General features: G+C 57.7%; 24 protein-coding genes. 11 read left to right on the top strand and 13 right to left on the bottom strand.

Going from position 1 to position 23,214, the window contains the following annotated elements; genetic code table 11:
- Positions 1 to 31 precede the first annotated feature (31 nt).
- From ACMGGK_RS06120 to ACMGGK_RS06105, 4 genes are all read right to left on the bottom strand, one after another.
- Positions 32 to 1,306, bottom strand: a complete 1,275-nt coding sequence (locus ACMGGK_RS06120) for a lactonase family protein (protein WP_228009737.1) — start codon at positions 1,304 to 1,306, stop codon at positions 32 to 34.
- A 20-nt stretch (positions 1,307 to 1,326) separates the two neighbouring features.
- The gene (locus tag ACMGGK_RS06115) at positions 1,327 to 2,127 is read right to left on the bottom strand and encodes a helix-turn-helix domain-containing protein (RefSeq protein ID WP_420276756.1); all 801 of its coding nucleotides are present in this window, start codon (positions 2,125 to 2,127) and stop codon (positions 1,327 to 1,329) included.
- 703 nt (positions 2,128 to 2,830) lie between these two features.
- A complete protein-coding gene (locus tag ACMGGK_RS06110; RefSeq protein WP_004936288.1) occupies positions 2,831 to 3,052 on the bottom strand; it encodes a hypothetical protein in 222 nt (73 codons plus the stop codon).
- A gap of 6 nt (positions 3,053 to 3,058) precedes the next feature.
- A complete protein-coding gene (locus ACMGGK_RS06105) occupies positions 3,059 to 4,027 on the bottom strand; it encodes a DUF4013 domain-containing protein (protein ID WP_028127757.1) in 969 nt (322 codons plus the stop codon).
- Between the two features lie 228 nt (positions 4,028 to 4,255).
- Here ACMGGK_RS06105 and ACMGGK_RS06100 point away from each other — a divergent pair, with 228 nt between their 5' ends.
- The 3 genes from ACMGGK_RS06100 to dsdC all read left to right on the top strand — a co-directional run bounded on the left by ACMGGK_RS06100 (position 4,256) and on the right by dsdC (position 7,533).
- On the top strand, positions 4,256 to 5,752 hold the full coding sequence (locus ACMGGK_RS06100) for a helix-turn-helix transcriptional regulator (RefSeq protein ID WP_151254454.1): 1,497 nt from the start codon (positions 4,256 to 4,258) through the stop codon (positions 5,750 to 5,752).
- Between the two features lie 134 nt (positions 5,753 to 5,886).
- Complete coding sequence (locus tag ACMGGK_RS06095) at positions 5,887 to 6,138, top strand: CsbD family protein (RefSeq protein WP_016926832.1); 252 nt, start codon at positions 5,887 to 5,889, stop codon at positions 6,136 to 6,138.
- Positions 6,139 to 6,603: 465 nt separating this feature from the next.
- Positions 6,604 to 7,533 (top strand): DNA-binding transcriptional regulator DsdC, encoded by a 930-nt coding sequence (dsdC, locus tag ACMGGK_RS06090; protein ID WP_151254455.1) that lies wholly within the window; start codon positions 6,604 to 6,606, stop codon positions 7,531 to 7,533.
- Between the two features lie 11 nt (positions 7,534 to 7,544).
- Here the strand turns inward: dsdC and ACMGGK_RS06085 are convergent, their stop codons facing one another.
- Genes ACMGGK_RS06085 through ACMGGK_RS06075 form a run of 3 tightly spaced genes read right to left on the bottom strand, consistent with a single transcriptional unit; the run spans position 7,545 to position 9,111 of the window.
- Positions 7,545 to 7,847, bottom strand: coding sequence for a hypothetical protein (locus ACMGGK_RS06085; protein ID WP_033639734.1), 303 nt, complete (start codon positions 7,845 to 7,847; stop codon positions 7,545 to 7,547).
- 3 nt (positions 7,848 to 7,850) lie between these two features.
- Positions 7,851 to 8,774, bottom strand: a complete 924-nt coding sequence (locus ACMGGK_RS06080) for a DMT family transporter (protein WP_033639733.1) — start codon at positions 8,772 to 8,774, stop codon at positions 7,851 to 7,853.
- 46 nt (positions 8,775 to 8,820) lie between these two features.
- Positions 8,821 to 9,111: a hypothetical protein gene (locus ACMGGK_RS06075; protein ID WP_028127760.1), complete on the bottom strand. Its 291-nt coding sequence runs from the start codon at positions 9,109 to 9,111 to the stop codon at positions 8,821 to 8,823.
- Between the two features lie 397 nt (positions 9,112 to 9,508).
- Here ACMGGK_RS06075 and ACMGGK_RS06070 point away from each other — a divergent pair, with 397 nt between their 5' ends.
- Positions 9,509 to 10,660, top strand: coding sequence for a porin (locus ACMGGK_RS06070; RefSeq protein ID WP_015378636.1), 1,152 nt, complete (start codon positions 9,509 to 9,511; stop codon positions 10,658 to 10,660).
- 57 nt (positions 10,661 to 10,717) lie between these two features.
- Here the strand turns inward: ACMGGK_RS06070 and mltB are convergent, their stop codons facing one another.
- Positions 10,718 to 11,806, bottom strand: coding sequence for a lytic murein transglycosylase B (mltB, locus tag ACMGGK_RS06065; RefSeq protein WP_015378637.1), 1,089 nt, complete (start codon positions 11,804 to 11,806; stop codon positions 10,718 to 10,720).
- Positions 11,807 to 12,091: 285 nt separating this feature from the next.
- Here mltB and ACMGGK_RS06060 point away from each other — a divergent pair, with 285 nt between their 5' ends.
- The 3 genes from ACMGGK_RS06060 to ypdK all read left to right on the top strand — a co-directional run bounded on the left by ACMGGK_RS06060 (position 12,092) and on the right by ypdK (position 13,698).
- Positions 12,092 to 12,544 carry a DUF805 domain-containing protein gene (locus ACMGGK_RS06060; RefSeq protein WP_164053304.1) on the top strand — a complete coding sequence of 151 codons (453 nt, stop codon included), beginning with the start codon at positions 12,092 to 12,094 and terminating at the stop codon, positions 12,542 to 12,544.
- Positions 12,545 to 12,627: 83 nt separating this feature from the next.
- Positions 12,628 to 13,065 carry a hypothetical protein gene (locus ACMGGK_RS06055; RefSeq protein ID WP_004936322.1) on the top strand — a complete coding sequence of 146 codons (438 nt, stop codon included), beginning with the start codon at positions 12,628 to 12,630 and terminating at the stop codon, positions 13,063 to 13,065.
- 558 nt (positions 13,066 to 13,623) lie between these two features.
- Positions 13,624 to 13,698, top strand: a complete 75-nt coding sequence (gene ypdK / locus ACMGGK_RS06050) for a membrane protein YpdK (protein ID WP_099782600.1) — start codon at positions 13,624 to 13,626, stop codon at positions 13,696 to 13,698.
- Positions 13,699 to 13,764: 66 nt separating this feature from the next.
- On the opposite strand, the gene ACMGGK_RS06045 is transcribed toward ypdK, so the two are convergent.
- The 3 genes from ACMGGK_RS06045 to ACMGGK_RS06035 all read right to left on the bottom strand — a co-directional run bounded on the left by ACMGGK_RS06045 (position 13,765) and on the right by ACMGGK_RS06035 (position 16,289).
- Positions 13,765 to 14,289, bottom strand: coding sequence for a cytochrome b (locus tag ACMGGK_RS06045; protein WP_016926819.1), 525 nt, complete (start codon positions 14,287 to 14,289; stop codon positions 13,765 to 13,767).
- Positions 14,290 to 14,400: 111 nt separating this feature from the next.
- Positions 14,401 to 15,630, bottom strand: coding sequence for an alanine transaminase (gene alaC, locus ACMGGK_RS06040; protein WP_016926818.1), 1,230 nt, complete (start codon positions 15,628 to 15,630; stop codon positions 14,401 to 14,403).
- 119 nt (positions 15,631 to 15,749) lie between these two features.
- Positions 15,750 to 16,289: a GNAT family N-acetyltransferase gene (locus tag ACMGGK_RS06035; protein WP_016926817.1), complete on the bottom strand. Its 540-nt coding sequence runs from the start codon at positions 16,287 to 16,289 to the stop codon at positions 15,750 to 15,752.
- 168 nt (positions 16,290 to 16,457) lie between these two features.
- Here ACMGGK_RS06035 and ACMGGK_RS06030 point away from each other — a divergent pair, with 168 nt between their 5' ends.
- The 3 genes from ACMGGK_RS06030 (at position 16,458) to ACMGGK_RS06020 (ending at position 20,216) form a co-directional block, all read left to right on the top strand.
- On the top strand, positions 16,458 to 17,702 hold the full coding sequence (locus ACMGGK_RS06030; protein WP_346403334.1) for a DUF1479 domain-containing protein: 1,245 nt from the start codon (positions 16,458 to 16,460) through the stop codon (positions 17,700 to 17,702).
- 91 nt (positions 17,703 to 17,793) lie between these two features.
- Positions 17,794 to 19,485, top strand: a complete 1,692-nt coding sequence (locus tag ACMGGK_RS06025; protein WP_016926815.1) for a sensor histidine kinase — start codon at positions 17,794 to 17,796, stop codon at positions 19,483 to 19,485.
- Positions 19,482 to 20,216, top strand: a complete 735-nt coding sequence (locus ACMGGK_RS06020) for a LytR/AlgR family response regulator transcription factor (RefSeq protein ID WP_004936341.1) — start codon at positions 19,482 to 19,484, stop codon at positions 20,214 to 20,216. Before ACMGGK_RS06025 ends, ACMGGK_RS06020 begins: the two co-directional genes overlap by 4 nt.
- 4 nt (positions 20,217 to 20,220) lie before the next feature.
- On the opposite strand, the gene ACMGGK_RS06015 is transcribed toward ACMGGK_RS06020, so the two are convergent.
- Positions 20,221 to 20,553 (bottom strand): DUF2502 domain-containing protein, encoded by a 333-nt coding sequence (locus ACMGGK_RS06015; protein ID WP_016926814.1) that lies wholly within the window; start codon positions 20,551 to 20,553, stop codon positions 20,221 to 20,223.
- A gap of 397 nt (positions 20,554 to 20,950) precedes the next feature.
- Between ACMGGK_RS06015 and ACMGGK_RS06010 the strand changes: the two genes are divergently transcribed.
- Complete coding sequence (locus ACMGGK_RS06010; protein WP_164053309.1) at positions 20,951 to 22,180, top strand: OFA family MFS transporter; 1,230 nt, start codon at positions 20,951 to 20,953, stop codon at positions 22,178 to 22,180.
- 69 nt (positions 22,181 to 22,249) lie between these two features.
- Here the strand turns inward: ACMGGK_RS06010 and glk are convergent, their stop codons facing one another.
- On the bottom strand, positions 22,250 to 23,212 hold the full coding sequence (gene glk, locus ACMGGK_RS06005; RefSeq protein WP_164053311.1) for a glucokinase: 963 nt from the start codon (positions 23,210 to 23,212) through the stop codon (positions 22,250 to 22,252).
- Positions 23,213 to 23,214 lie beyond the last annotated feature (2 nt).

Below are 23,214 nucleotides of genomic sequence, written 5' to 3'. Positions count from 1 at the left end.
ACCCGATTTCCTCCGCGCGTTATAATTGGCATCAATTAAAAAACTTGATATCCGTCGGCGTAGAAATCGTCGCCGCCTCACCTTTGGCCTTCAACTCGCCCGTCTCATCATCGAAATCGAACAGCGTAACGGTATTGGTGAACACGTTCGTGACATAAAGATGGTTGCCGGTGGCATCGAAAGCGAGCGCACGCGGCTCAATGCCGCCGGCCTCATAGCGCGTCGTCTCCCCTGGCAGCCCATCCCCACCAATTTTTAATACCAGCAAATGGTTATCGGCACCGCGATTGGTGGCAATAAGATATCTCCCGCTCGGGCTGAGGATAATGGCTCCGCCGCTTTTCGCCTCCGCGGAATCCTGCCCGCCGTTCAGTTTCACTTTTCCTTGTAGCGTCAATCGATGGTCACTGACGGTAAACGCCTCGATTTCACCCGCCATTTCGGTGATGACATAGGCATACTCGCCTTTCGGCGAGAACACCATGTGCCTTGGGCCGGCGCCTGGCGCAAAGCTGACATCGCGCGATGCATCCGCCTGTAACGGCTGTGCGCTATCCGAGCGATAGCGATAGGCGTGCAGCTTGTCCCCGCCGAGATCCGCCACATACAGATATTTACCATCGCGGCTGAAGGTGGTTGAGTGCGCATGGCCCCCTTCCTGGCGCCCCTGCACGACGCCAGAACCTGATATAAACGGATAATGCTGCACCCGTTCACCCAGTTTGCCGTCACTGCCAATTGGCAATACCGTCATCCCCGCGCCGCCTTTGGCGACGGAGTAGTTGGCGACAAACAGAAACTTGCCATCCGGACTGAGGGTGGCGTGCGTCGGCTGCTGGCCCGCACTGTTCACCGTATTCAGCACCCGCACGCTGCCAGCGTCGTCTATTGCCAAGGCGGTCACCGTTCCCGCGTTCTCCTCATTGGTGGCATAGGCGAAACGGCCATCGCGAGATTTTACGATCCACGATGGGCTGTTCATTTTAACCACGTCGAGCAGCGTTAACGTGCCGTCGCCATTAACCGTCAGGCGATAGAGCCCTTCGCTGGGTCTTGCCGGTTTCTGCACCGCAGGCGCATCCGGAATATGGGTCCAGGTACCGACTAACGCTATTTGCTGATGTTCCCGATTATTGGCCATCGCATTTCCTGAAAACATGAGAAAAATTAACACCGCAGTTAATTGAATGCCCGGCCGGCCTAAGCCGGCAACGATTGTTCGGCCAGGTGCAGACAATATAGAAGATAGCATAAAGCGAGCTTGAGGCCGCTTATTAATCGAGTCGAGAGGTTTTTCTCTATTCATGATGTTTTCTTGCCTCATCACTATGTCACAGGAATAAGTATATCGACATTGACAACCTTCCCATTTAGATCCTCTTGCCTGTATAACTCTATAAAAAAGCTCTCCCGCATTTTGACATTGATAGCTGGCAGATAAGCGTCATACATTACATCGAAAAAGTCAATATATTCTGACAACTCCCCCGCAAAGGGAATGACAATATATTTACCCATAGGGATATAGAAGTTAAAAATGGAATGGAAAACCTCTTGCCCCTTGCTGTTGGAATGCCATTTATTACTCCTTTTCTTTTCCACATTACATGCCCCCCGCTGCTTGCTTAACCATTTTTCATTGGTCTGGGCAATGTCGCCGGCATCTCTGAATTTTCTTATAGAATGAAAAATCAGCGATTTGTAATGCTTTAACATCTCAATGTCATCCGGCATGACCGTGTGGTAGAAATAGGGTTTCTTATCGTTGCCATACGGGGGGATCTGCGTGGAAAAATCCCACCCCCGGCTGTTTCTAAAGCTGTTGGGCGTTTCGCCAAAGAAACGTTTGAATGCCCGCGTGTAACATTGTTGTGAGGCAAACCCGGATGCCAGGGCGACATCCAATATGTTCCCTTGGTGCTGTTTGAGCAGAATAGCAGAGCGACTCAGTTTTCTATTTCTTATATAAGTCCCTAGCGTTATACCAAAATAATGCTTAAACAGCCGTTGCAAATGCCATTTAGAGTAACCTGAGATAATGGAAACCTTTTCAACTGACAGCCCCTCGACAATATTCTTTTCCATATATTCCAATACCTGCAAAAGAATATCTTTTCTGTAATCCATATGTGCTCCTTGCTTTTATAAGATTCGCGTCCTTTTTATTAAAATCGTTAACCAACCAAACCAAGTCATTAAGATTAATCCTAAAAAAAACCAGCCTGTCAATTCATTTTTTTCGGCATAGGAAAAACTATCGCATAAATAACTGAAAATGATCATGTTATATAAATCTCTCCGCAAGAAACCCATAAAACAAAATCAACTCGCGTAAAGTGCACTCATCAAAGATGCACTTGCCACACCAGGTAGAATCACACTTTTTGCTAATTGTTTTACCTTAAAGTGTTTTTTACAGCCAGATTTCATGGCCGAATAGGAATTTCATCATCACAAATGAAAACGCATTTTATATGCTTGGCCCGCCGATAAAACGTACTGCGGAAGAGATATAAAAGTATGGCCAGCAGTCAAAGAAGACGGGAGGGATAAGCTCAAGGCTGAACATCGGTCTCTATAATCTCGCGTCGCAATAGCGCGTTTCTTTTTTATCGTTCCTGCGCAGAGAAAACGGATATCTTAACAAACCTTGCTCGATGCCCTATTTTACAAACCGCGCCCATTGGGAACCCTGTCTACGCCCATGAATCGCCCATATCTCCCCCGGCAAAATACCGAGCCGACTCGCCCGCGCCTTGTTGTCAGAACGGCCGGCGGCCGCAAACAAAAAGCCCGGCTCGCGAGGCAGGGCTTTTCATTAACGGCCTGATTAATCAGCCAGGTTGTCGATCTCTGCGGACCTGTGCTTGCGCAACAGGTACAGCAGCAAAGACACCCGCCGCTCGGTGCGCTCCGGAGTATCCGGCGGCAGGTTGTAGCGCAGGGTATAACGCTCGTTGTTCTCGTTGCAGAAATCGATGACGAGCACGGGAGCTGAGGCCCCCGCTACTTTTCGATAATTCAGCGAGATGCACGACAGATTTTTTTTCATCTCAACTTACCGCGCGACAGTGCGGCGGGTTGATTCGGCAATCCGCCCCACGCCGGCGCTCAACGCAGCGCCCAACAGCAGCACCAACAACGACCCCCACGCGGCGCGAGACAGCTGTTTGGCCGCTTCATCGGCCGCTTCACGCGCTTTCTGTTCGGCCTCGGCCTTGAGTTTTTCCACTTTCTGCACCGCCTGCTGGTAAGCCTGAGCGTAGTTATCGACGATTTGGCTCGCTTCATCGCGGCTCTTGCCGGTGCGCGCCGCAACGATATTCACCAACGCATCCTTGTCGGCCGCGCTCAACGTCGGCTCACCGGACTGCTTGACGCGGTCGAACCACTGCTTAAGCTCAGAGGCGGCCTGCGCCGGATCGGCAGCCGCGTCCATGGCCGATTGTTTGCCATCGGCGGTCGCTCTATCGGCCTTCTGTTCTAACCGAGATGGATCCAGTTCCGGTTTGCCGGTCTGCTTGAGCGTGGCGTTCAACTGATTTTCCAGGCTTCCCCAGTCAAGGCTGATGCCCTTTTTATCCAGCTGCTGCTTGAGGCCTTCGCCCACGTTTGGCGCCGCCGCCGCCAGGCCGCTGCCCGCCAGCGAAAGCCCTTTGCCCACCGCGCTGCCCGCCAGCCCCACCACGCCGCTCGCCAATGAAACCATCAGCCAGGTGGTCAGCAAGGTGGTGATCGCCCAGCTCAGCAAACCATGCAAGCCACCGCGATTCGGTGCGGCGCGGCCGGCGACGAACGCGCCTGCGGCCAGCGATGCCAACGTTGAAACCAGCAGCCAGATCCCGGTGCCGGTGCCAAAGCCGCTCAGCGGGTTGCCCTGTTGCATCATATCCACGGCCTGAGCGCCAATAGCCGTGCCCAGCACGCTGAAGGTCAGATAAGTCACCAGCGCCACGGCACTCCCGGCCAATATCGAGCCCCATGACACCTGAAACGCTAAGCGATTTGATTCATAGACAGTGGTCATCGTTGTTCCTTATATTTTCTGGACAAGTGATTGCACGCACGGCGGATAACCGCGCAGACAAATTCAGTCTGCCGCGTGGCGTTGTCGGCCGTCCCGGTTCATTTGCATCAGAATGCCTAGTGCATTCACACCCTGCGAATACGCACGTTATGCACTAAGCTGCTCAGCGAGTAGCGTAACCCGCGGCCCCCTTAAGCGGCCGTCCCCCTTCTGTCTAGCGGAGAACACATGAGCCAATCCGTTTTGGCCAGCGAAACCCACCGCGGCCACCTGCAGCAAATCATCTCCGGCTTGTCCGACGGCGTGATCCTGACGGATACCGATCAAACCTTGCTATGGGCCAACGAGGCCGCGTTGGCCATGCATGGCGTGAGTCATCAGAAAGCTCTGGGGGCCGATGCCGGCGAGTACGCGGCGCGTTTTGCCCTGCGCTATCGCAACAATCATCCGCTGGTTTTGGAACAGTACCCGCTGAACCGGGTTGCCGAAGGCGAAACCTTCACCGATGTGGTGGTGGAGGTTCGGCAGGTCGACGATCCGGACAGCTTCTGGGTGCACCGCCTGCGGAGCCTGATTATCACCGATGCGCAGGGGCAGCCGGAGCTGCTGGCGCTGATCCTGAGCGACGCGACGGAGTGGGCCAGCGCCGAACAGCGTTTTGAAAAAACCTTCAACGCCAATCCGGCGCCGGCGGTCATTTGTCGGCTCAGCGACCTGCGCTACGTCAAGGTCAACCAGGGGTTCCTTGATATGACGGGTTATCAGCGTGAACAGGTCATGGGGCGTTCGGTTTATGAACTCGACGTTTTGGAACAGGCGGAGCACAAAGAGCTGGCGGTGCAGCGCCTGGGGGAAGGCGCCACCATCCCGCAGATGGAGGCCGAGCTGAAACTGCCCGGCGGAGGAAGCAAGCTGGTGGTGGTTGCCGGCCAACCGCTGGATATCAATGAAGACGACTGCATGCTGTTCACGTTTACCGATCTCGAACCCCGACGCCAGGCGGAATCGGCGCTGCGAGAAAGTGAAGAGCGGTTCGCCAAGGCATTTCGCCTGAGCCCGGTGCCGACGTTGTTATGTACCGCGCACGAACGGCGCGTGCTGGATGTCAACGAAGCCTTCACCCGCGCCACCGAGTACGCCGCCGAAGACTTGATCGGCAAGACGGTCGGAGAGATCCCGTTTATTGACGATCCGGAGGCGAGCCGCCGTTTGTTTGCCGCCCTGGAAAAAAGCGGCAACGTCGAAGGGCTGGACATCCGGGTGCGCAAGAAGGGGAGCGAGTCGATTGACTGTGTGGCCTCGGCGGATGCCGTCAGCATCCACAATGCGCCCTGTTATCTGCTGGTGCTCATGGACATTACCGAACGCAAACGCTCGGAGCTGGAGCTGGTAAGCGCCATCGAAGAAGTGATGCAGGACGCCTCCTGGTTCAGCCAAACCCTGATCGAAAAACTGGCCAACGTGAAAAGCATCAACCGGCCCGACCAGGCTGGATTCACCGCCAGCGATCTCACGCCACGCGAGCGCGATGTGCTGGAATTGATTTGCGAGGGGCTGCCGGACAAGAAAATCGCGGCGCGCCTCAATCTGGCGCTCAACACCATCCGCAATCATGTCGCGACGGTCTATTCCAAACTCGGCGTGCACAGCCGCAGCGAAGCCATCGTCTGGGCCAGAGAGCGCGGGCTGTTTACCGGCGGAGCGGCCTCCAGGAACGGCAAGTAGCCTGCAAATGCACTACCCAAACAGATGCAAACGCCCCTTATAGGCCAAAAGTGAAGTGCATAACATGGCGGTGCAAATGCAGGCTTTCGCTCTGTGCGAACGCCAAACGGATCGAACCTTAGGAGCACATCATAATGAACAGCGAAAAAGCCAATGGCATGATGGACAAAGTGGCGGGCAAAGCGCAGGAAATCGCAGGTGACGTCAGCGGTAACGAACGTTGGCAGGCCGAAGGCGTCACGCGCCAGGCAGTGGGCGCGCTGCAAGAAAAATACGGCGACGCCCTGAGCTGCGCCGGCGGTATGATGAAGAAAAACCCCCTCGCCGCGTTGGCACTCGTTGCCGGCGCAGGTTTGTTGGCCGGCCTGCTGCTGCGCCGCCGTTGATACGCGCCGGCGAGCAAACCGCTTTTCCCTGAATGTCGCGCCCGGAGGGTAACCACCGGGCGCAGTTCTATCGGCCTGAGGGGGCGTAGTATTATCGATTGATGCCTCCGCTCGTTTGCCGCTGGGATTAACGCGTATTCTGTGTCGCCATGCGACAAATTATTGCGGCGAAAACGTTATATCCCGCAGGGAACATGAGCCTTTATCGTTCAGGCTGCGCACACCGTCTTTACTCGCTGCTTAACGGCACGTCTTTTTATTATATTCGTCCTATTGCTGATTATCATAACCCTCTCACTCAGTGCGCCCACTGCCTGTTATTTCCGGTTGTTATGCAAGCAAGTTAATTTCCCTTCAACATAACGATATCTCTCAGCGTAAAAACTGAATATATCAATCAATCTGGGTTTATCCTCCGCGCCATTAAATGTTAATATTGCCGTATTATGCGCATGGAGAAATAGCATGTTCCCCAGTAAAAAACATTCGCAGCGGGCAACCCCGCTGACCAGCTATCAATTTTCCCGGCTGCATACTTTCGAATGCGTCGCCCGTCATTTATCTTTTGCGCTGGCGGCGCAAGAATTGTCGATCACCCCCAGCGCCGTGAGCCACCGCATTAATTTGCTCGAAAAGGAATTGGGTTTTCTGCTATTCCAACGCTTTCATCGCCGAATTACGCTGACGCCGGAGGGCGAGCGCATGCAATGGGCGCTGGACAGTTCCTTCAACACCTTGAATCAGGAAATCCTGGACATTAAAAATCGCGAGTTGACGGGGACCTTGACCCTCTACTCGCACCCGTCCCTGGTGCAATGTCTGCTGCTGCCGCGCATCGGCGACTTTATCGCCCAACACCCCACCATTCACCTCAACATTCTGACCGGGCAGGAAATCATCAACCTGGCCAACCGCGGCGTGGATCTGGCGATGTACTTCGGCAAACTGCGCTCGGGGCGGCATCTGGAAGAGGCCTTTATGCAGGAATCGATGGTGCCGATCTGCACGCCGCAGTACGCCGCCGCACACAATCTGTATGGTGCGCCGGAAAACCTGGCTCACTGTACGCTGCTGCACGATCGCTACAACTCCGGCGAAGATGAGTGGCAAACCTGGTCACAACACTTTGCGCTGGGACTGGATACCGACAGTAAAAGCATGGAGTTCGACCGTTCCGATCTTGCAGTGCTGGCCGCCACGCGGCACCTTGGCGTCGCCATGGGGCGGCTCAATCTGGTGCAGGACTGGATCAAAAGCGGCGAGCTGATCATTCCGTTCACCGACATGACCGTGCCCTGCGAGCACTGCTATTTTATCTCGACCATTTCCGAACGGCAGTGGCCCAAGATCCTCGCGTTTAAGCAGTGGATCATGAAAATCTCCCCTCTGGTCTGATGGCCGGAGGGTTAGCGCTCTATTTTGGGAGAATAAGAAAAATGCAGCGCGCAGGCGTAGAGCCGGCCAGCCTTTGAATAAGAGATATATTTGCGGTTTTTATCCCAGGCCAGCAGGGTATTATTGGCAAAATAATAAACCTCCAATTGCATCCCATTAGCCAACCTCGCCCAACCCCGGCTTCTTATTACGGTAAAATCACCGTTATCGCTGAGCGTAATCAACGGCACGCCCCAAGCATAGCGAGATATTTGCAGCTGAATAATGAATTGGCTTTCGCAGCTTATTTGGTAGTTCTGTACATCAACATCCATAATTTATATTTTTGGTGCCACCCTTCGGTCAACATAAATAAGATATGAACAACTCACTACGATTAACCCCAGTACGATCAGCACGGCACCCAATACAAATTCAATTTGCAATGGTTCGCCGAGAATGACGGCCCCCGCCAGGATGCCGAATACCGGCGTCATAAAGGTGAGAATGCCCAGCGAGGAAGCCTGATAACGGCGCAACAGTGAAAACCAGATCAGGTAGCTGAAAAACGACACGATCACCGTTTGGAACAACAGGCTGCTCCAGGCCACGGGGCTCAGGACGACGTGCAAATTGTCCGTCGCCAGCGCCAGCAGCGACAGCAGTACGCAGGCGCCCGTCAACTGGAACAGCAGCGTCTGTTTGGCCGGGCACTCCGCCAGGCGCGTGGTACGGATCACCAGGGTAGAACCGCCCCAGGCGATCCCCGCCAGCAGGCCATAGAAATCGCCTTTCAGCCGATCGGCCCCGCCGCTTCCCTCGGCCATGCCCGATATGGCCAGCACCACGCCGCCAAAGGCGATGAGCATGCCCAGCCACTGCACCGGCGACAGGCGCTCCTGACGGATCAGGAAATGCAGGCCAAGGGCGGAAAACAGCGGCGCGGTGTACAAAAACACCGCCATATGCGAGGCGCTGGTATAGCGCAACCCTTCGGAGACAAAAAAGAACTCCAGCGCGAACAATGCCCCTACGCTCAAACCGGCGCTCAGCGTGGCGCGATCCCAGGTGAAACACTCGCCGCGGCAACGCGCCAGCAGGTATACCCCCAACGCGGCGAGACCCGAGCGAATGGCAATTTGCAGTACCGCCGACACATCCGCCTCGGCAGCCTTGATCGCCACCTGCTGCATTCCCCAGATGGCGCAAAGCACCACCATGGCGGCCGCAGCCCTGCCGTCAATACCGATTCTTGCATTCATAATAGGATTCTCGCCGCCGTTGAAATAATCACAGGCTGCCGTCGCGTTATTCTTTATACACCACGATTTCCTGATAAATTTTAATAACCTCACCATCGCTGTCGACGGAGTCGGTATATTCGGTTTGCTGCGCCAAATGAATCACCTTCCATCCTTTTCGCGCCAGTTCCGGGATCGTCAGGCGCCCTATGCCGCGGCAGGAAAACTGGGTGTCGTCAGACAACCTGACCTTACTAACCTCTGCATAATCATAAGCTTGAGAATGACAAACGTGCGATTCCGCCGCCATCGCCGGTAATGAAAACACCCCCACCAACAACATGAACAGATTTCTCATGGCGACCTCCCAATCGCTTATTCCTGCCGACCGATTACGCAGAAAAAGGCTAACGTTAATACGGCGGTGACAGGCTGAAATTAATTATCTCTTGCACGGATAAAATTACAGGCTGACGCCGATGACTGACAAATGAAAAATATAAACCTTGGCGTTAGATGAATTCATCCGAATCGAAAGGCATGAAAAACGGCCCTTTTCACCGCACGAAATGGTCAAAAACCGGCCAACAATTAGCAAGAAAAGTAATTATTTATGTCACCGTTTATGTTACAAATGCCGCCCGCCGCTAAAACACCAAAAAAACCGTCAAAATGCGTGAAAACGCAGCGTTCTGCGCAAAACATCGGCATGGCGGCGCTGATGGGGGCGGTCATACATAAAACAGGGATAACACATGGCAATGAAATTGCGCGTATTGACTCAAGCGGTGGCGCTGGGTCTGGCGATCGGCAGCGCGTCGTTCGCCGCTCAGGCGGAAATCACCCTGCTGAAGCAGGATCCGCAGGCTGGCGATCCGCTCAGCCGCCTGAACTTCACCGTTGGCGGCAGTATCCGTCCGCAGTTCAACAACATGACGGGCGACGGTGACAAGGGCTCCTACAAGCGTAACGGCTTCGACGGCGGCACCCGCTTCCGTTTCGCGGCGGACTACTACCTGTTCGACGATATCAGCTGGATCAGCTACTACGAGCTGGGCGTGAACATTCCGGCGCTGTTCGACTGGGATCACCACTATGCCGACGGCGCGAGAAACACCAGCCGCCGCATGCTGTACACCGGCCTGAAAAGCAACACCTGGGGCCAGATGACCTTCGGTCAGCAGAACAGCGTTTACTACGATGTGGTTGGCGCCAAAACCGATATCTGGGACTACGACATGCTGGCCCAGGCACCGGGCAACGGCATCAACGGCGACTACGACGGCTCTTATCGCTCACGCAAAATGCTGAAGTACAAGAACCGCTTCGGCGATGCGGACGTTTACGCTTCGTACCTATTCAGCGACAGCGACTATCTGCCGGGCAACGGCCTGCGCTACAAGCGCAAAGGCGGCGGCTCACTGGGCGTGGATTACCACATTACGCCGGATCTGACCTGGGGCACCGCCTGGAACTACACCCGCGCCGAAATGCGCAATCCGTCCACCAGCGGCAGCAAGAGCTATGACCAGAACATTTTCGGTACCGCCATCAGTTGGAAACCGGACAACTGGACCCTCACCTTCGGCGGCGGTTACTACAACGACTTCCTGACCACCAAGAAAGCCGACATCAATAATTACTTCGCCGGCGACGCATGGGGTATCGAATACCTGGCCGGTTATACCGTGCCGGTTGGCCAGTACGCGGTGAAATCGGTGATGCCGTACTTCATGGGCGACCGCCTGGAATACATCACCGGCCGCAACTACCAGCGCATCGACAACGGCCTCGGGGTTACCGTGCAGTTTGACTACGGTTTCCGCGTTGACGTGGAGCATGTGCTGACATCGAGCACCGACAACCTCGGCGATATGACCGTGGTGCGCCTGCGCTACGATTTCTGATTGCTCAGAACGCAAAAAAGGCCGCGCAAGCGGCCTTTTTCGTTTATTGACGCAGCGTCAGAAGCCGCCGCGCGCCGAGCGCCCGACCGCTTCGCCCAGTTGCCATACCGCCATGGCGTAATGGGTGCTGTGGTTATAGCGGGTGATGACGTAGAAGTTCGGCAGGCCGTACCAATACTGGTAGCCGGTGCCGATGTCCAGCCGCAGCAGGCTGGCTTCCTGATTATCGCCGAGCGAGCCCTGCGGGCTTAGGCCGGCTTCCGCCAGCGCGGCGACCGAGTAGCGCGTCTTGAAGCCGTTTTCCAGCCCCGGCGCCTGGCCGTTGGCCTGAATGGCGACCGGCTCGCCTTTGGACCAGCCGTGCGCCTTGAAGTAATTGGCCACGCTGCCGATGGCATCGACCGGATCCCACAGGTTGATATGCCCATCGCCGTTGAAGTCGACCGCGTAGCTTTTGAAGGAAGAAGGCATGAACTGCCCATAGCCCATCGCGCCGGCAAAGGAGCCGCGCAGTTCGAGCGGATCGTCGCCTTCAGTGCGCGACATCAGCAGGAAGGTTTCCAGCTCACCGGCGAAGTAATCGGCGCGGCGCGGGTAGTTGAAGGCCAGCGTCGCCAGCGCGTCGATAATGCGGGTTTTACCCATTACGCGGCCCCAGCGGGTCTCCACGCCGATAATCCCCACGATGATCTCCGGCGGCACGCCGTATACCTGCCAGGCGCGCTGCAGCGCATCCTGATATTGATTCCAGAACACTACGCCGTTTTGCACGTTATCCGGAGTGATGAACTTGTTGCGGTAGCGCAGCCAGGAACCGTTCGGCCCGGTTGGGCCCTGGGTAGACGGCGTCGGCGCCTGCCTGTCCATCAGCCGCAGCACCGAGTCCAATCGCCGAGCCTGCGCCAGCACGTCGTGCAGCTGCTGCCGGTCAAACCCGTGTTCCTGCACCATCTTATCGATGAAGCGCGCGGTATTCGGGTTATTGGCGAAATCCCCTCCCAGCGGCGCGCCGCTGTGCGCCGGGCTCAGCAAAAAGCCGCCCTTTACCGGGGTGCTCTGCGGCGTAGCGGTGGTACTGGGTTTCGGCGTGCTGCTACAGGCAGCAAGCAAGGTAATCAGCGGTAAAAGCGCAACCAGGTGACGCATCGGATATCCATATAGCCATGCAAGAGATAAGTGGGAGTTATGTTAATGCATTGTTCAACGCGAACAAACAGGATTATGCCGCCAATTACCGCGCCAGGTAGCCAAACGTGCCAAATTGTGACGTTTTGCACGGTGAAAGGACGCCCGGTGCGACCGCGTGGAATCTCAACCGCGACTAAATGAGAAAAGTTATCACCTTGACGCCCCCGTTTGCCCCGTTAAAATGCCCGGCTGCTTGCCATCCGGCCGCCGCCGGGCGGTCAATGATTACGACAACGGACTGTGATGGAATCTCTCGGACAACTCGCCAAAGACCTTTACCGCGGGCGCATCTCGCGCAAACCCTTTGTTTTCTCGCTGGCGATCTTCGCCGTTGGCATCGTGCTGTTGTCGTTTCTGTCGACCTACCTGGATAAAAACCATTTTCGCGCCCATGCGCACGGCGACACCGAGGAATTCGTCTCGGTGCTGCTGTATCTGCTGTGCATCATGGTGTGGGCGCTGTTCTGTTTTGGCCTGGTGGCGTGGTTTATGGCCAAAACCGCGTTTCGGCTCAACGATATCGGCCTGCCCGGTTGGGCGCTGGCCGTGGCGTGCTATGTGTGTTCGGTGCTGAACAATTACTCTCCCGGCCCGGTGGCGCGCTGGCTGCCGCTGTTCAGTCTGGCCGTCATGATCTGCGCCCTGCTGTTGCCGCCCGATGTGCGGCGTCGCAAGCCGCGTGAACATGCCGATTGAGCGCCATTCTGCTCAAGGCTATGGCTATCCGCCGGCCGCGCCGTCACAATAGCGCCTCATTCTGGTTTCAATCAGGGATTGCCATGTACAGCCACTACCCCGCCCATTACACCTTCGATAGCGACAGCGACGCCTGGCAGATCGGTTTCCACGACTTCCCCGAGTGGCAATCTGCCTGCTATAAACGCGAAGACATCGAGCTGGAAGCGCAGGAAAGCCTGCTGGCCGCCATCGCCGCCGCGATGGATGAAGGGCTGCCCCTGCCCGCCCCTTCTCCTTCGCAAACCGATGACTTGAGGGTACATCTGCCGGCGCTGGTGGCGCTGAAGATCGAACTGCACAACGCGATGCTGCGCAAAAACACCGGTAAAGCGGCGCTGGCGCGCAAGCTGGGTTTCAACGGCGGGCAAATGGAGCGGTTGCTGGATATCGGCTACGCCTCAAAAGTGGAAGCGCTGGAGCAGGCGTTGTATCTGCTGGGCTACGAAGTGCGCGTGACGATAAGTGAAGTTTGCCAATAAGTTAGCGGCAGGTAAGCGAAATATTATCCAAGGGGGCTAAATTTCCCCCGTTTTGCGCCGATATGATGGCTACCTAATCACTTGTCGCAACAACGAAGGCTAAAAATGGAGTGGAGTCGCCGTCATATTTGGGCCGTTATTCTGCTGTCTTGTCTCGTTTTTTGGGTCATTTTGGCGACCGGCATCAACGCCGTCGCCTGAGCGCCTGCCACCGTATTGCAATACCCGATTTTAAAGCCCGCCACACGGCGGGCTACTTTCTGTCGCTTGCTTATAAAAAGCGTTATAAAACAGCCCGCACTGTTTAAAAAACAGCCTAAAATTGTGATCAAAAACACAGTATTGAAATCAGACCAGTATTGAGAGTACATTAGCGCCGATCCTGTCGCGGTTCGGATTTTACCTCACGGAGCATGAGGCGCGACAACCGGACACCCGGCGCTCGAGGACGTTGTTCTTTCGCTTGGAAGAATCCGCCCGACAAGCCGGTTGTCCATAAAACACTCAGCACAACAATCGGGATCATTGCTGGCGAGGACTCCAGACAGGAGTTGTTCAGTGAAATATTTTTTGATGGGCGTGTCATTCATGCTGGTTGCCTGGGTTGGCACCTTCATGTTGATGGTTGCCTGACAGCAGCCACACCAGGAACACAGACAAAGGGACGCGCAAGCGTCCCTTTGTCGTTTCGGCTAGCGATCATTTGCCCGGCATCATGCGGCGCAGGGTGTCGTCCTTGCGCAGGTAGTGGTGATACAGCGCCGCCAGCGCATGCGCGCCAATGATAAAGTAGCCAACGTTTGCCAGCGTCTCATGCACCGTTTTAACCAGCTTGCGCATCACCGGCTCCGGCGTCACCCAGTGCGGCACCGGCCAGCCCAGCAAAGACCACGATTTCCCGCCGTAGGCCAGGGTTAACATGCCCAGCAACGGCAACATCAGGAAGACCACGTACAGCAGCCAATGGAAAATCTTCGCGCCTACCTCCTGCCATTCTTCCAGCGGGGGCGTGGTCGGCGGCGCAGCGTGGAAAGAACGCACCGCCAACCGAATCAGCATCAGGACAAAGACCGATACCCCAAAGTTGAAATGCAGATTTTTGACCATCGGCGCCCACGCCTCCGGCACCGAATCTTTTAGCAACATCGCCGCATAGGTGAGGATCACCATCAGCAACGTCAGCCAATGTAAAACGATTTGCGATCGCGCGTAGCGGTTGCTCATTCACTCTGTCCAAAAAATAAAATTCAGCGTAGTTGAGCATAATGGGGAAATAATGAAGAAAACCTTGGGACGGAAAAAAATAAGGCCGGGCGAACGCCCGGCCTGACAGGATTATTTGGCGCTGCCGGCTTTGCCCGGCTTCAGCAGCCCGTCCGCGCGGAACATCGCCTTGATGCCGCGCACCGCCTGGCGGATACGATCCTGATTCTCGATCAGCGCGAAGCGCACGTGGGTGTCGCCGTAGTCGCCAAAGCCAATGCCCGGCGAGACGCAGACCTTGGCTTCCGCCAGCAGGCGTTTGGCAAACTCCAGCGAACCGAGGTGGGCATAAGGCTCGGGAATTTTCGCCCACACGTACATCGACGCCTTCGGATTTTCCACCATCCAGCCGGCCTCGTGCAGCCCCTTCACCAACACGTTGCGGCGCTGCCGATACTGCTCGGCGATATCGCGCACGCACTGCTGATCGCCTTCCAGCGCGGCGATGGCCGCCACCTGCAGCGGCGTAAAGGTGCCGTAGTCGTGATAACTCTTGATGCGCGCCAGCGCACTGACCAGCTCAGGGTTGCCGACCATGAAACCGATGCGCCAGCCGGCCATGTTGTAGCTTTTCGACAGGGTGAAGAACTCCACCGCAATGTCTTTCGCCCCCGGCACCTGCATGATCGACGGCGCTTTCCAGCCGTCATAGACGATATCGGCATAGGCCAGATCGTGGATCACCAGCACGTTGTACTGTTTGGCCAGCGCCACCACCCGCTCGAAGAAATCCAGCTCCACGCACTGCGCGGTCGGGTTGGACGGGAAGCCGAGGATCATCATTTTCGGGCGCGGAATGGTTTCCCGAATGGCACGCTCCAGCTCGCCGAAGAAATCCACGCCGTCCACCAGCGGCACCGAGCGCACCTGAGCGCCGGCGATCACCGCGCCGTAAATGTGGATCGGGTAGCTGGGGTTCGGCACCAGCACGGTATCGCCGTGATCGAGGGTCGCCAGCATCAGGTGCGCCAGCCCCTCTTTCGAACCGATAGTGACGATGGCTTCGCTTTCCGGATCGATATCCACCTGATAACGATCGGCATACCAGCGCGAAATGGCGCGGCGCAGGCGCGGAATGCCGCGCGAGGTGGAATAACCGTGGGTGTCGTCGCGCTGGGCGACGGCGCACAGTTTTTCCACGATGTGCGGCGGCGTCGGGCCGTCGGGGTTACCCATGCTGAAGTCGATAATATCCTCGCCGCGACGGCGTGCGGCCATCTTCAGTTCGGCGGTGATGTTGAATACGTAAGGGGGAAGGCGTTCAATGCGCGTGAAACGGCGCTGTGGACTGTTATCAGCCATAGGGGATTCCTCGATAGACGTTAGCGCCCGGACCGTCCGAGCGACGCTGGCCAGCGAACTGACCGAATATCGAACATAGCGCAGCGCCGACGAGCTTGTCGATACCCGGCGCGATATTTTTATTTAGCGCCCTGAAACTCCGCCGCCAGCAGCCCGAACAGCCAGTCGTCGCACCACTGATCCGCCAGACGGTAGTTGTCGCGCAGCGTGCCCTCCAGTTGGAAACCGCACGACTCCAGCAGGCCGCGCGAGGCGAGGTTGCCGGCGGTCACGGTGGCGGTCAGCTTGTGAAAACCGCAGGCGTTCACCGCAAAATCCAGCACCGCCCGCAGTGACTCCTTGCCATAGCCCTTGCCCTGCCCGGAAGGCAAACTCCCGTATCCCACTTCCGCCTGCCGATACGGCGCCCAGTGCGGACGAAAGCCGGTAATACCCACCGCCTCTCCGCTGTGCTTCTCACGCATCACCAGGCACAGCCACTGCTCGCCGTGTTTGTCCCAGACCGGCAGGCGTTCCTCGAACCGTGCACGGATCTCCGCTTCGCTGCGCGGATCGGAGATGTAACGGATCACCTCGGGATCTTGGTACAGGCGCAGAAACAGCGGCCAATCCTCGGCGGTTATCGACTGTAAGTGCAGACGTTCAGTGACCAGCTTCATAAAATCTCCGAAAAACGAAAAAGAGTAACTTACGAATGAAAGATATCTCTTTATTTTCCCCGATTGGTTGCCGATAATCATTTACGTTAAAACCACAAAACCATAACGTCTTGCCCGATTCCCTACAACTGTCCGCCGCCGTTACCCACGCGGCATCAGGAGAACACCATGGCCTCTTTAGTCATCGACGATATTCCGCAGACGATCGTTAACGTCAAGCGCCAGCTGCGCCAGGCATTGCCGAACTACCGCGACGTTTTTCTGGCGCTGGAGGAGAACATCCGCGGCCAGGTCGACCAGATCCGCCGCGAACTGGCCGCCGGCCATAATCCGGTGCCGCAGATCGACGCGGAAGATATCCTGCAGCAGCGCGTCAGCGATCAACAGATAGCGCTGATCAAACAGCGCGGCGCCTGCGCCATTCGCGGTGTGTTTCCCCGCGCCAAGGCCGAAGGCTGGAACCGGGAAATCGGCGACTATCTCGAGCGCAACAACTTCGTCGAGCGGTTGAAGAACGCCGCCGAAGACAACTATTTCGGCAAGCTGGCCGCCAGCAAGCCGCAAATTTACGGCATCTATTGGTCAAAACCGCAGGTCGAAGCGCGGCAGGATGCGCGCATGCATGCGGTACAGGTGTTCCTCAACAGCCTGTGGGCCACCGAAAGCAACGGCAAGCAGCATTTCGATCCGACCCGCGTCGCCACCTACGCCGATCGCACCCGCCGCCGCCCGCCGAACTCCTCATCACTGGGCCTGTCACCGCACGTCGACAGCGGCACCATCGAGCGCTGGCTGGACGAGAATTTCCGCTATGTGTATCGCCACGTCTTCTCCGGCGACTGGCGGCAGTACGATCCCTTTGCCGCCGACGGCCGCACCGAGGTGCGCGAAATAGCCTCCCCGGCGGTCTGCTCGATGTTCCGCACCTTCCAGGGCTGGACGGCGCTGACGCCGCAACGCACCAACGCCGGCACGCTGAACCTGGTGCCGATCGCCAACGCCATGGCCTATGTGTTGCTGCGCGCGCTGCAGGACGACGTCGCCGACGACGATCTGTGCGATGCGGCGCCGGGCCGCGCGCTGTCGATCTCGGAAAAATGGCATCCCCTTTTATTAAGCGGGATTTCCCCTATTCCCGATCTGGAGCCGGGCGACACGGTATTTTGGCATTGCGACGTGATCCACGCGGTGGAGAACGAACATAACGGCGAGTTCGACAGCAACGTGATGTACATCGCCGCCGCGCCGGGCTGCGAGAAAAACGACGCCTATCTGCAGCGCCAACTGCCGAGCTTTATCGACGGCAGAACGCCGCCGGACTTCGCCCCCGACGATTTCGAAGTGGATTTCGAGGGCCGCGCCACCGTCGAGCTGCTGACGCCGATGGGCAAAGCGCAGCTCGGCATGCGCTGACCGCCGCCCCAGCCACGGGCCTCTCTCGCTGTGGTATACTGCCGTCATCCGTAGGCCGCAGCGAGAACCCGTCGTGCACCCTTTTTTTGAAATGCTGTTGGCGGTGTTTGATCGCGCCGCGCTGATGTTGATCTGTCTGTTTTTCCTGACCCGCACCCGGCTGTTCCGCCAACTGCTGCAAAAAGAAGACCATACGCCGCTCGAGCTCGGCATCGTCACGGCGATCTTCTCGCTGTTCGCGCTGTTCAGCACCTACTCCGGCATCAACGTTGAGGGCTCGCTGGTCAACGTGCGCGTCATCGCCATCATGGCCGGCGGCATCCTGTTCGGCCCCTGGGTGGGGATCGTCACCGGCATCATCGCCGGGGTGCACCGCTATCTGATCGACATCGGCGGCATCACCTCGGTGCCCTGCCTCATCACCAGCATCATCGCCGGCATCAGCGCCGGCTACATCAACCTCAAGGTGAGAAAAGAGCAGCGCTGGCGCGCCGGCATCGTCGGCGGCATGCTGTGCGAATCCCTCACCATGCTGCTGATCGTGCTGTGGGCCAAGCCGACCGAGCTTGGGCTGGATATCGTGTCGCAGATCGCGCTGCCGATGATCCTCGGCACGGTGTGCATCGGCCTGATCGTGCTGCTGGTGCAGAGCGTCGAAGATGAAAAAGAGGTGATCGCCGCACGCCAGGCCAAGCTGGCGCTGGATATCGCCCACAAGACGCTGCCCTATTTCCGCAACATCAACAGCGAATCGCTGGCCACCATCTGCGATATCATCCGCCAGGATATCCGCGCCGACGCGGTGGCGATCACTGATACCCATCAGGTGCTGGCTTACGTCGGCGTAGGGCGCGAAGCCTACCCGATCGGCCGCGAAGGGCTGAGCCGCGTCACCCGCGAAAGCATTCGCCACGGCAAAATCATCATCAAAAACAACCTGGAAAACCCGGCCGCGCCGCAGATCCATTCGCAGCTGGTGGTGCCGCTGTGGGAAAAAGGAGAAGTGACCGGTGCGTTGAAAATTTACTACTGCCACGCGCACCAGATCACCAACACGCTGAAGGTGATGGCGGTCGGGCTGTCGCAGATCATCTCCACGCAGATGGAGGTTTCGCGCATCGAGCACCTGCGCCAGATGGCGGATAAAGCTGAAATGCGCGCGCTGCAGAGCAAGATTAACCCGCACTTCCTGTTCAACGCGCTGAACGCCATCTCTTCCTCCATCCGCCTGAATCCGGACACCGCTCGCCAGCTGATCATCAATCTGTCGCGCTACCTGCGCTACAACCTGGAGCTGAACGACGAACTGATCGATATCCGCAAGGAACTGCATCAGATCCAGGATTACATCGCCATCGAACAGGCGCGCTTCGGCGCCAAGCTGACGGTGATTTACGACATCGACGACGACGTCTCGGTGCGCATTCCGAGCCTGCTGATCCAGCCGCTGGTGGAGAACGCCATCGTGCACGGCATCCAGCCCTGCAAGGGCAAAGGGGTAGTCGTGATCGCGGTGAAAGATCAGGGCGACCGGGTGAAAATATCGGTGAAGGATACCGGCCACGGCATCAATCAGGAAACCATCGATCGGGTGGCGCGCAACGAGATGCCGGGCCACAATATCGGCCTGCTCAACGTACACCACCGCGTGTCGCTGCTGTACGGTGAAGGGCTGCATATCCGCCGCCTGGAGCCGGGCACCGAAATCGCGTTCTACATCAGCAAAAACGGCGGCAAGCTGCATCAGGAATCGAGCGCGCCGCCGATCGGGGAGGCCTCATGAAAGCCATCATCGTGGAAGACGAATTCCTCGCGCAGGAAGAACTCAGCTACCTGATCAAGAAACACAGCAATATCGATATCGTCGCCACCTTCGAGGATGGCCTCGACGTCCTCAAATACCTGCAGACCCACCAGGTCGACGCCATTTTCCTCGACATCAACATCCCGTCGCTGGACGGCGTGTTGCTGGCGCAAAACATCAGCAAATTCGCGCATCGCCCGTCTATCGTGTTCATCACCGCCTATAAAGAGCACGCGGTGGAAGCGTTCGAGATCGAAGCGTTCGACTATATCCTCAAGCCCTATCACGAGGCGCGCATCGTCACCATGCTGCAAAAGCTGGAGGCGCTGCATCATCGCCCCGCCGGCGCGGCGGAACCGACCAGCGCGCCGAGCCGCGGCAGCCACAGCATCAACCTGATCAAAGACGAGCGGATCATCGTTACCGACATCAACGACATCTATTACGCCGCCGCCGATGAAAAGGTGACGCGGGTCTACACTCGCCGGGAAGAGTTCGTGATGCCGATGAACCTCACCGAGTTTTACGGCCGGCTGCCGGAAGAACATTTCTTCCGCTGCCACCGCTCTTACTGCGTTAACCTGGCCAAGATCCGCGAGATCGTGCCCTGGTTCAACAATACCTACATTCTGCGGCTGAGCGATCTTGAGTTTGAAGTGCCGGTCAGCCGCAGCAAGGTGAAAGAGTTTCGCAAGCTGATGCGCCTGTAAGCGCTTACCAGCGCGGGCCCGGACGGTAGTAATAGCCGGGCGGCGGCGGTGGCGGCATGCGGTAATGCGGCCGATCTCGCCAGTCGCGCCGCGGCGGCCCGTAGTAAATCACCCGTGGCGGCGGGCCGTAATAGTACCCGCGCGGGCGTTCATACCGGTGATGATCGGCCCACCAACGCGGATCGCGCCAGCGATAGCCGTCCCAGTAGTGGCCGCGATGATCGCGATCGCCGATATGCAACGACAGGCCCGGCACGTTCACGCCGATGGACACGTCGGCCTGGCTCGCCAGCGGCAGCGCCAGCAGCGCGGCCAGTAACAACAGCGTTTTTTTCATTTCATGGACTCCTGCAGAGCGGACCTCGTCCGATCGCAGATAACATAGTCCCGCGCTCGCCGCCGCTCTATAGGCGCAATGCCGATTTACGCCTTGCAGACGCATCCTTCACAATTTCACCACAATCGTTCACCGGTGATTAACAATAAATCGTTGATATCTTTGATGTAGATCACGTGTCACCCCCGGCATTTCACGCGCTTTTCGGCGCAAAAACGGCAACTCACGCCGTATAAAATGCATTTCATTCCTTCCATCGTGCAACTCATTCCCTATCCGCCGCCCGCCGGGGGCGCCGGCCATATAATAAGCCCATACCGCGGGAACACAGATTCACCCCGCAAATTTCAGCCAACGGCTCACGCCCGGCAACGCACACACAGGAAGGAGACCGGCCATGAACACCAAACCGGCAAATCGCAGCTTAATCGTTCTCGGCACCATCATCTGTCAGATGGGTCTGGGCACCATCTACACCTGGAGCCTGTTCAACCAGCCGCTGGTCGACAAGTTCCACTGGGGGCTGGCGGACGTCGCCACCACCTTCTCCATCACCAGCTTCTTCCTGGCCTTCGCCACGCTGTTCGCCGGCAAGCTGCAAGAACGCTTCGGCATCCGCAATCTGACGCTGTGTTCCGGCATTCTGGTCGGCCTGGGTCTCATCGCCAGCGCCCACGTCAGCTCGCTCGACATGATTTACCTGCTGGCTGGCGTGGTGGTGGGCTTTGCGGTCGGTATCGCCTACATCTCCACCCTGTCCAACCTGATTAAGTGGTTCCCCGCCAACAAAGGCCTGATTTCCGGCATCTCCGTCGGCGCCTTCGGCAGCGGCAGCCTGCTGTTCAAATACGTCAACGCCGCCCTGATCGCTGACGTCGGCGTTTCCGGCGCCTTCTTCTACTGGGGTGCCATCGTGATGGGCCTGATCGTCGTCGGTTCCCTGTTGCTGAAAGAGCCGGTGCTGGCGACCAACGCCGCACAGCAAGGCGCCAATGGTCTGGGCAACGACTTCAGCGTGCGCCAGATGCTGGCCACCAAAGAAGCCTACCTGCTGTTCACCATCTTCTTTGCCGCCTGCATGAGCGGTCTGTATCTGATTGGCATCGTGAAAGACATGGGCGTTCAACTGGCCGGGATGGACTTGGCCACCGCCGCCAACACCGTGTCCGCCGTCGCCATCTTCAACACCGCCGGCCGCATCATCCTGGGGACGCTGTCCGATAAAGTGGGCCGTATGCGCGTCATCAGCTTCACCATGCTGGTTACCGTGCTGGCGATTGTCGCCCTGAGCTTCATGACCCTGAACCACACGCTGTTCTTCATCTGCGTCGGCGCGGTGGCCTTCTGCTTCGGCGGCAACATCACCGTGTTCCCGGCGATTGTCGGCGACTTCTTCGGCCTGAAAAACCACAGCAAAAACTACGGCATCATCTACCAGGGCTTCGGCCTGGGCGCGCTGGCCGGTTCGTTCGTCGCCAAATACTTCGGCGGCTTCCACGCCACCTTCATGGTGATTGGCGTCCTGTCCGCCGCTTCTTTGCTGATTACGCTGTTCATCAAAGCGCCGAAGGCGGTGGAAATGGAAAGCGAAGAAACCGCACAGGCGGCGGAGCTGGCCAAAGCCTGATACCCCGCGAAAACGACAAGGGGCGCAACCTGCGGGTTGCGCCCCTTTTTTATTGCCCTGCCGCGCGGCTTACAGCCGCATGCCCAGCGTCTGGCGCAGATGCGCGCCGGCCCCCAACAGGCCCGGTTGACCATGGGTTATCATGAACACCGGAATGTCTCGCACATAGTCACGGAAACGCCCTTTGTCTTCGAAGGCGGCGCGGAAGCCCGAGGCCTTGAAGAATTCCATAAAGCGCGGCACGATGCCGCCGGCGATGTACACGCCGCCAAAGGTGCCCAGATTCAGCGCCAGGTTGCCGCCGAAGCGCCCCATGATCACGCAAAACAGCGACAGCGCACGGCGGCAGTCGATGCAGCTGTCGGCCAGCGCCCGCTCGGTAATGTCCTTCGGCGCCAGTTTCTCCGGCAGGCGGTTGTCCGCCTTGACGATGGCGCGATACAGGTTGACCAGGCCCGGCCCGGACAGCACGCGCTCGGCGGAAACGTGCCCCACTTCACCGCGCAGCACCTCCAGAATAATGTCTTCTTCTTCGCTGTTCGGCGCGAAATCGACATGGCCGCCCTCGCCCGGCAGGCTGACCCAGCGGCGATCGACCTGCACCAGGTGGGCAACACCCAGCCCGGTGCCGGCGCCGTACACCGCGATCGGTTTGCCCGGCTGCGCATCGCCGCCGCCAAACTGCAGCACGTCGTCCGGCGAGAGCATCGGGATCGCCATCGAGACGGCGGTGAAATCGTTGATCACTTCCAGATGATTCAACCCCAGATTGGCCTTCATTTCTTTGATCGAGAACGCCCAGCTGTGGTTGGTCATCGCGACCCAGTCTTCCGTCACCGGGCAGGCGATCGCGATGCAGGCATCCTGCACCTCGATATCGCACGCTTTCAGATAGTGGCGGATCACCGCCTCCAGGCTGTCGAACTCCAGGCCGGAATAGGTTTTCGCCTGGGTAATCTCACCCGTCGCAACAGTGCACAACGCCAGGCGGGCATTGGTGCCGCCAACATCACCCACGAGGGCATAGGTCATTG

The organism is Serratia sp. BNK-33-b, from assembly GCF_048684565.1.
GTDB lineage: Bacteria > Pseudomonadota > Gammaproteobacteria > Enterobacterales > Enterobacteriaceae > Serratia > Serratia marcescens.
The sequence above is the reverse complement of the archived record's forward strand: the minus strand, read 5'-3'. Positions and strand labels throughout refer to the sequence as shown.